Annotated in this window: 4 protein-coding genes; all 4 read left to right on the forward strand. The window is 71.8% G+C overall.

Going from position 1 to position 7,598, the window contains the following annotated elements:
- On the forward strand, window positions 1-3,665 hold a 3,665-nt coding region (locus MJ785_RS18640), incomplete at its 5' end, for a DUF2309 domain-containing protein (protein ID WP_370652984.1).
- The gene (locus MJ785_RS18645) at window positions 3,662-5,308 is read left to right on the forward strand and encodes a proton-conducting transporter membrane subunit (RefSeq protein ID WP_239382036.1); all 1,647 of its coding nucleotides are present in this window, start codon (window positions 3,662-3,664) and stop codon (window positions 5,306-5,308) included. The genes MJ785_RS18640 and MJ785_RS18645, both read left to right, overlap by 4 nt.
- A gap of 5 nt (window positions 5,309-5,313) precedes the next feature.
- Window positions 5,314-6,696 (forward strand): proton-conducting transporter membrane subunit, encoded by a 1,383-nt coding sequence (locus MJ785_RS18650; protein ID WP_239382038.1) that lies wholly within the window; start codon window positions 5,314-5,316, stop codon window positions 6,694-6,696.
- 342 nt (window positions 6,697-7,038) lie between these two features.
- A complete protein-coding gene (locus tag MJ785_RS18655) occupies window positions 7,039-7,470 on the forward strand; it encodes an SsgA family sporulation/cell division regulator (RefSeq protein WP_239312429.1) in 432 nt (143 codons plus the stop codon).
- Window positions 7,471-7,598 lie beyond the last annotated feature (128 nt).

Consider the following 7,598-nt stretch of genomic DNA (forward strand, 5'->3'; position numbering starts at 1 on the left):
CAACGGAGACGACGACCACACCGATGGCCGCGGCGGGTCAGGCGGTTCCGTTCCCGGCCCAGGCGGCGAGCGAATCACGGACCGAGCCGGAATCCCTCGTTGCCGATATCCTGGACGATGTCGCGCACCTTCTTCCTGAGCAAGCGCCGCTGAGCTTCTTCGTGCATCACAACACGTTGCATGCATTCGAGGATCTCCCCTTTCAGGAGGCCGTTCTCCGTGCTTCCGAGGTGCTGGGAACGCAGCCTTTCCAGACCGAGCAGGCGTTCGCCGAGCAGCTGCGCGGCGGCCGGATCCGCGAGGACGACATACGCGCTGTTCTCGGCCCCCATGACGAGGGTGACGGCGACGTCGAGGTGGTGCCCGGCGGGCCGACTGTGGCCGAGTTCCGGTTCCGCCGTCTGACCACCCTTTTTGAGATCCCGCACGGCGCCGGACTGCGCTGGCTGGTGGATGAGGACGACGTCCGTCATCGCTGTCACCCGCTGGTGGACGACGCCCGCCGGGCCGCGCTCCGGCGCCAGGCCGGACGGATCTTCGAGTCACCCGGTGGTGGCGGCCAGGATGCCATCGGTTTCCCCGCTGCCGCTGCCGCTGATCTGCCGGCGCCCGGAGGTTCGGAGAGCCAGCGCCCGGCTGGGACCCGCCGTCTCGCGACCGGCCGTCGCGGACCGCGTTATGCCAGCCCAGGCCACCAGGAATCGGCGCGGAGTTCGTCCCGGCGCGGGGCCACCCGGACCGCCGCGCGATGGGGGCGCATCCGGCGGGCAGGACCTGGTCAGACGCTGCCGCACGGTCAGCCGACGCCCAAGGCCCGGCTGCTGGCGGAGGTCTGGGACGCCCTGGAACGCCAACGTCCACCGGCACCCGCCGGCGCGGCACCGGCGCGGCGCCGCGACCAGATCCTGCGTCTCCTGGGCGTGGACACGGATGAGTTCGTGCATCCGGTGCTGATTCGGTTGTGTTCCGCTTTTCTTGATCAAGGCATTGCGTACTGGCGGATGCCGGACCGCGCGGACGGCCTGTTGGGCGTTTTCCGGCGGCTGTTCGGTCTGCCCATTGATCGGCCCGACCCGGTCTGGCGCGGCCTCGATGTGGTTCTTCGCGAGCAGGCGGCGCAGGGATGGACGGCGACGCGGACCGTGGTGTGGGCGCTTCGCGCGTTGCAGCTGCCCGAGTCGGCCTGGCCGGCGGCGATCCAGGCGAACCTGCTGTCCCTGCGCGGCTGGGCCGGCATGGTACGCCAGTTCGAGATCCGGCCCGACCGGGTTCCGACGCAGCCGTCCCCTGCGCGGCTCGTTGACTTCCTCGCCGTGCAGCTCCTGCTCAAGGTGTTCGCCACCCGGTATGTGCTGACCGTACGTGTCGGCCCGGGGGCCGAGCCGGCCGATCTCGGCTCCCTTGCCCCGATCCCACAGCCCCCGCAGCCCCCGCCGCCCGCCACGGCGACCGCTGGCACCGCGCTGGCCGCCACGCCGGTGGTGACCGGCTCGGATGCGCCCGTAGCTGGGGCTGAGCCCGGGGAACCCGGCCGCGAGACGCACGCTCCGCCGCCGTCCGCTGTCCATACCATCGATCACACGGGTATGGACACGGCGTTGGTGTACGAGGCATTCGTGCTGGCCCAGCTGATGGACGTCGATCTCGGTCTGCTCACCGAGGACCGGTGGGCCAGCGCCTGGCTGCGGGCTGTCGCCGATTTCGACGAGCGACGACGGCGCTGGCTGCTGCACCAGGCATATGAACGCCGATACCGGATGACCATCCTGGACGCGCTGTCCACCCACAGCCGGAATTCCACCGCGACCGCCGAGCCCGCCATACAGAACACGGCCTTCCACGCCGTGTTCTGTATGGACGAGCGGGAGGAGTCGCTGCGCCGGCACCTTGAGGAGCACTGCCCTGCGGTGCGTACCTACGGCGCGGCCGGTTTCTTCGGCGTGGCCATGGCCTACCAGGGCCTGGACGACGTCCGGCCGCGTGCGCTGTGCCCGGTCACGATCACACCAGGCCATCTGGTCGTGGAGCGGGCCGTGGACGAGACCGAGCACGCGGCCTACCGCCGCGCGATGCGCCGTTATGGACACGTCGGGCACCTGCTGTCGACGGCCCGCGGAACCCTCGGCCGCGGTGCGGCCCTGACCATCCTCGCCGGTCTGGCCTCGACCGTGCCGCTCGTCAGCCGCTGCCTGTTCCCGCGGACGGCCGAACACTGGGCGCGTCATGTCCACCACACGGTGGCGCCGCGGCCGCGCAGCAGACTCGTCCTCGAATGCCCCGAGGACGCCGAGCATGCCGCTGCCAACCCGGTGCTGGCGGCGCCGGGCGCACTCTCGGACACGCCCTCGAGCACGGCATCCGGCGCGCTGGTGCCCGGGGTCGGATCAGCGCCGCTGCGGCTGGGTTACACCGTCGCGGAGATGACCGACATCGTCGACACGATGCTGACCACCATCGGCCTGACCGGCATCCTCCCGGCAACGCCTCCAGGTGCCACGATGCCTGGGGCGACGGCCGCCGCGCAGGCGGGCTCAGGCACGGAGCAGCTCGTTCTGATCGCTGGTCACGGATCGTCCAGCCTGAACAACCCCCACGAAGCCGCCCACGACTGCGGTGCCACCGGCGGTGGCCAGGGTGGGCCAAACGCCCGGGCCTTCGCCGCGATGGCCAACCACCCCCGGGTGCGCGACGCGCTCGCCCAGCGGGGCATCCACCTGGATGCGAGCATCTGGTTCCTCGGCGCCTACCACAACACGTGCGACGAGTCGATCGACTACTTTGACGTCGATCGTGTGCCAGGCCGGTTCCGCCCGGCCCTGAGCCGGCTCCAGGAAGCTATGGACGCGGCCCGCCGGCTGGACGCGCGGGAACGGTGCCGGCGCTTCGAGTCCGCGCCCACCGACATCGACGCCGACCAGGCGTTGGCCCACGTCCAGGAGCATGCTCGCGACATCGGCCAGCCACGGCCGGAGTACGGGCACGCCACGAACGCCGTCTGTGTGATCGGACGCCGGTCCCGCACCCGCGGGCTGTATCTGGACCGCCGTGCCTTTCTCGTCTCCTATGATCCGACGACGGATCCGGATGGCGAGGTGCTTGCGCGGCTGTTGCTGTCGGCCGGGCCGGTCGGCGCGGGGATCAACCTGGAGTACTACTTCAGCTCCGTCGATCCGGTGGGCTACGGCAGCGGTACGAAGCTGCCGCACAACATCACCGCGATGGTCGGCGTCATGGACGGGCACGCCTCCGACCTTCGCACCGGCCTGCCCTGGCAGATGGTCGAGATCCACGAGCCGATGCGTCTGCTCGTGATCGCCGAGGCCACCCCCGAGCTCCTCACCCGCCTGCTGCGCGAGAATCCGGGGCTGGCGAGACTCGTCACGGGCGGGTGGATCCAGCTCGCCGCCTGGGACCCGCGGAGACCCGACCTCCAGCTGTACGTCGACGGCACGTTCCGCCAGCACCAGCCGGAGGACCTCACACTGCCAGTGGTCACCCGGTCGGCGGAGTACTACGCCGGCCATCGCCAGCATCTCGGGTGCGCCGCGGTTCTCACCGCGCCGCCAGCGGCCGGCGGCCCACCGCGAGCCGGCCTCGCCGCCGACGGCCATGCGATCAACGATCATGTTGGCAGTCGGCCAGGCGACGCGCGGCCCACGGGATGAGGAACACGCTCACAGCCCAGCTGTCCACGGGCGCGGACAGCGCGGTCGGCTCCGCGTTGCTGCCGGCCGCGGTCGCGCTGCCAGCCGCCGGGGCCGCCGGGCAGGCCCTTGCCTTGTGGTTCGGCCGCCGCCGGTCGGAACGGGCCACGGTCACCGTCGTGGCCATCGTGTTCGCCACCGTCGCGCTCGCCACGGCCGTCCTCGGCCTGACCCTGCTGGTGACCGGGCGCGCCATGATCGATGTCCGGCTCGGTACCTGGTTCGCGACGTCCGGGCATGCCTGGCGCTGGCGCCTGGTGGCCGATCGGCTGTCCGTCCCGTTCGCGCTGTCCGCGGCGATGCTGATCGGGCTGATCGGCGCGCTGTCGAGCCGATACCTGCACCGCGAGCCCGGGTTCTTCCGTTTCTACCTGCTGCTCACGCTGTTTGGCGCCGGGGTCGAACTGGTCGTGCTCGCCGGAAGCCTGGCCGTCGTGTTCGTCGGCTGGGAGCTGGTCGGGCTGTCCTCGGCCCTGCTGATCGCCTTTTTCCACGAACGGCGTGGACCAGTGCGCCACGGGCTGCGCGCGTTGCTGACCTACCGCGCCTGCGACGTCGGGCTGCTCGCCGGGACCGCGCTGCTGGCCGGCGCGGCCGCATCGGTGGACCTGGTCGGTCCGCCGGTCCCGGCGACAGGCTGGACGAGCTGGACCGGTGCGCTTGGCCGCACGAACTGGGCGCAGCTCCCCGTGCCGGGCTCGGCGGCCAGCGCGACCCTCGTGGCGCTGCTGCTGGTCCTGGCTGTGGTCGGCAAATCGGCCTTGGTACCGGCGAGTGGCTGGCTGCCTCGGGCGATGGAGGGACCCACCCCGTCCAGCGCGATCTGCTACGGCGCGATCTCGGTGCACCTCGGCCCCTACCTGCTGCTACGCAGCCACGCCCTGCTCGACGCGGCACCCGCGGCCCGCGCGGTCGTCGTCCTCCTCGGTCTCGCGACCGCCCTGCACGCCACCCTCGTCGGCCGCGTGCAGTCAGACATCAAAAACGCCCTGGCCTACGCGTCCATGACGCAGGTCGGGCTGATCGTGGCCGAGATCGGTCTGGACCTGGACCTGCTGGCCGCCCTCCACATCCTGGGGCATGCGGCGGTACGCGGCGCGCAGATCCTGCGCGCACCGAGCCTGCTGCACGACCGGCACCATCTCGAACAGGCGATGGGACGGACGCTGCCGCACACCGGCCGCCATCTCGAACGGCTCGTCCCAGACCGCTGGCAGCTCCCGCTGTATCGGTACGCCCTGGGACACGGCTACCTCGACGTCTGGCTGCGCCGGCTGGGCGCCCCGATCGCACGGCTGCTGCACGCCATCGACCAGGCGCAGCGGCGCGTGGCTGACCGGATCGGCGGGGCGCGCGGCGGCACGACCACCGAGACGGCCCGCCTCGGCCTGACAGGCGGCAGCCCCTCCGTCGGCAGCCCTGCCGTCCCGCATGCGGCGAGACAGACAACGGCGAGACAGACAACGGCGGCACGCGGCACGGGGGCGCTGGGCACGGCGCCGCATGGCCCCGCGGCCCCCAGGCCCGTCAGCGGGAGCGCGCCGGTCCACGAACAGGCCGGCCAGAGCGCGCCAGCCGACGATGTCGCCGCCGGGGGACGATGATGACGGTGGCGCTCGGCCCGCTGCTGGCCGCTGTCCTGCCACTGCTCGGCGCCGGCGATCTCGCCCGCCGACGCCTCGACGCGCGGCGAGCACGGGCCCACGCGACAGCCTGGGCAGGGGCCGCACTCGCGGTGACGGTCGGCTGCGTCCCGTTGGCCGGACTCGTCGACGACGCGCTGACCGACGCCGGCGTCCACACGGCGGCCACCCTGGCGGCGGGCTGGGCCCGGTGGACGCCGGTCGCCACGGCGCTGGCCGGTCTCCTCGCCGTCGCGCTGGCACCGATGCGTACACACACCACCAGCACGTTCACCCACGTGCTGGTGGTGCTCGCCAGCGGGCTCGCGACGACCGCGACCGGCGAGCCGGCCGTCATCGTGGCCCTGTGGGCGCTGGCCTCCGCCGCGACGTGCCATGAGCTACGCGGCCGTCTCGGTCCGCGGGGGGCGGCTCGGCTGTTCGCCGTCCACCAGGTGTTCGGTATCACGCTGGCCGCCTTCGGGGTGATCGTCCTCGCTGTCCACGGCGCGCCGGGATGGGCGGGCACGATCGGCACCGCGGCGATCGTCGCCGCCGTCACCGTCCGGCTGGGTCTGCTGCCCCTGCACCTGTGGATCTCCGGCCTGGTGGAGTCCGCGCCCATGGGCCTGGTCGTCGTGTTCCTGACCGCTCCTACCGCTCCGATGCTGCTCCTTGCCGGCGGCATACCAGCGCCCGGGACCGGGCTGCTCGTGACCGGCGCCGTGTCCGCGCTGCTCGGCGGCTTGCTCGGGCTCGTCCAGCCCGACGCCCGGCGCGGACTGAGCGCCCTGGCCGTCAGCGTCTCGGGGATCGTCGCGTGCGGCATCGCGGACGCGTCACCGACGACCGTGGCCGGGGCAATTCTGGCCTGGCAGGTCTACGCCATCGGGATGGCCGGTGTCCTGATGGTGCTGTCGGCGACCGAGGCCCGCCGAGGGCCCATCGGCAGCACCGGAGCCGGTGGCAGTTTTGCCCGCACCCCGAAACTCGCCGTCGCCTTCCTGCTCCTCGGGCTCGCCGTCGCCGGCTTCCCGGCCACGGTGGGATTCGTCGGTGAAGATCTCCTCATCGAGGGAATCCGCGAATCGTCACCGCTGCCGATGCTGGCGCTGGTCGTCGCGACGGCGGCCAACGGGGCAACGGTCGCACGCTGGTTCTTCACCGGATACACCGGACGGCGCGACCACGTCGGCGAGCCTGACCTCACACGACGCGAACTGTGGGCGGTGACCGCCGCCCTCACGGCGCTCCTCGTCGGCGGTCTGGCACCGGGCGGGCTGGTTGCGAACGGCCCGGCCCACGACGCCGCGGAGGCGCTCGTCGTCGGGCTTCACAACTCGACGGCTTCAGCGAGAACCCGCCCGTAGCCGCGACCGCGGCCCAGCCACCGTGGTCACGTCGACGTGGACGTCCAGCGCCGCCGCGGCGTCGCTGATGAATCCCCGAGATCGAACAGCCCTCGCCCGGGAGCGAGGCCGGCCAACAGATCGACGTCGCTGACCTCGTCCGCCTCGGCACGGGCGATGGAGCCGAAGCCGTGCGTGACACGACGGTGAGGTTCCGCCGGTCGGACCAGACGCAGGAGTCCGTTCCTCCTGCCAACGCTGACCGGCTGTCTCATGATCGGCGCGGTGCGTGCGGACAGAATTGGTCAGGCGAGCGCAGAACAGCCCACGACATGGACAAGGACGAAGACGAGGACGGTCGAGATGCCCCGCCATCGGTCATCCGCGGCAAAGGAAATCAGCCGTGACCTGCCCATCGCCCTGGTCACGGACAACGGTGAACGGTTGCCGCTGACCGGCTATATGATCTTCGATCCCGCCGACCCCATCGCGATCACACTCGTCATTCGGGTGGCGGCCGGCGAGACCGTCAGGTGGACGTTCGCGCGCGACCTGCTCGCGGCAGGCGGCCCTCAGCCGGCTGACATGGGAGACGTGTGGGTCCGGCCGGCCCACGGTGACAGACCGCGGATCACGGCGCTGACGCTGACGAGTCCGACCGGCCGGGCGGACCTGGAACTCCCGTCGCAGCGGGTCGCCGCCTTCCTGCGCCACACCTACACGACCGTTCCGGCTGAGATGGAGCCTGATCTGATCAACTGGGATGCGGAGTTCGGACCGCTCCTGGGGCGTTAGGGCGTGTTTCGGAAGCCGTCGTAAGACGCCCGCGCCGACTGGCTCGGGCCGCCCGCTGATCGGTATCAGCACGGGTCAGGACGCCGGGTGCTCCCGCCCGAGGTGCTTAGTGGTCGCCGCCGGAAGTT

The sequence above is a fragment of the Protofrankia sp. CiT1 genome, from assembly GCF_917627335.1.
Taxonomy (GTDB): Bacteria; Actinomycetota; Actinomycetes; order Frankiales; family Frankiaceae; genus Protofrankia.

Bases quoted from the DNA above. Each gene is read 5' to 3' on its own strand.
- MJ785_RS18645 (WP_239382036.1), top strand. From the start codon at position 3,662: ATGAGGAACACGCTCACAGCCCAGCTGTCCACGGGCGCGGACAGCGCG.
- MJ785_RS18655 (WP_239312429.1), top strand. From the start codon at position 7,039: ATGCCCCGCCATCGGTCATCCGCGGCAAAGGAAATCAGCCGTGACCTG.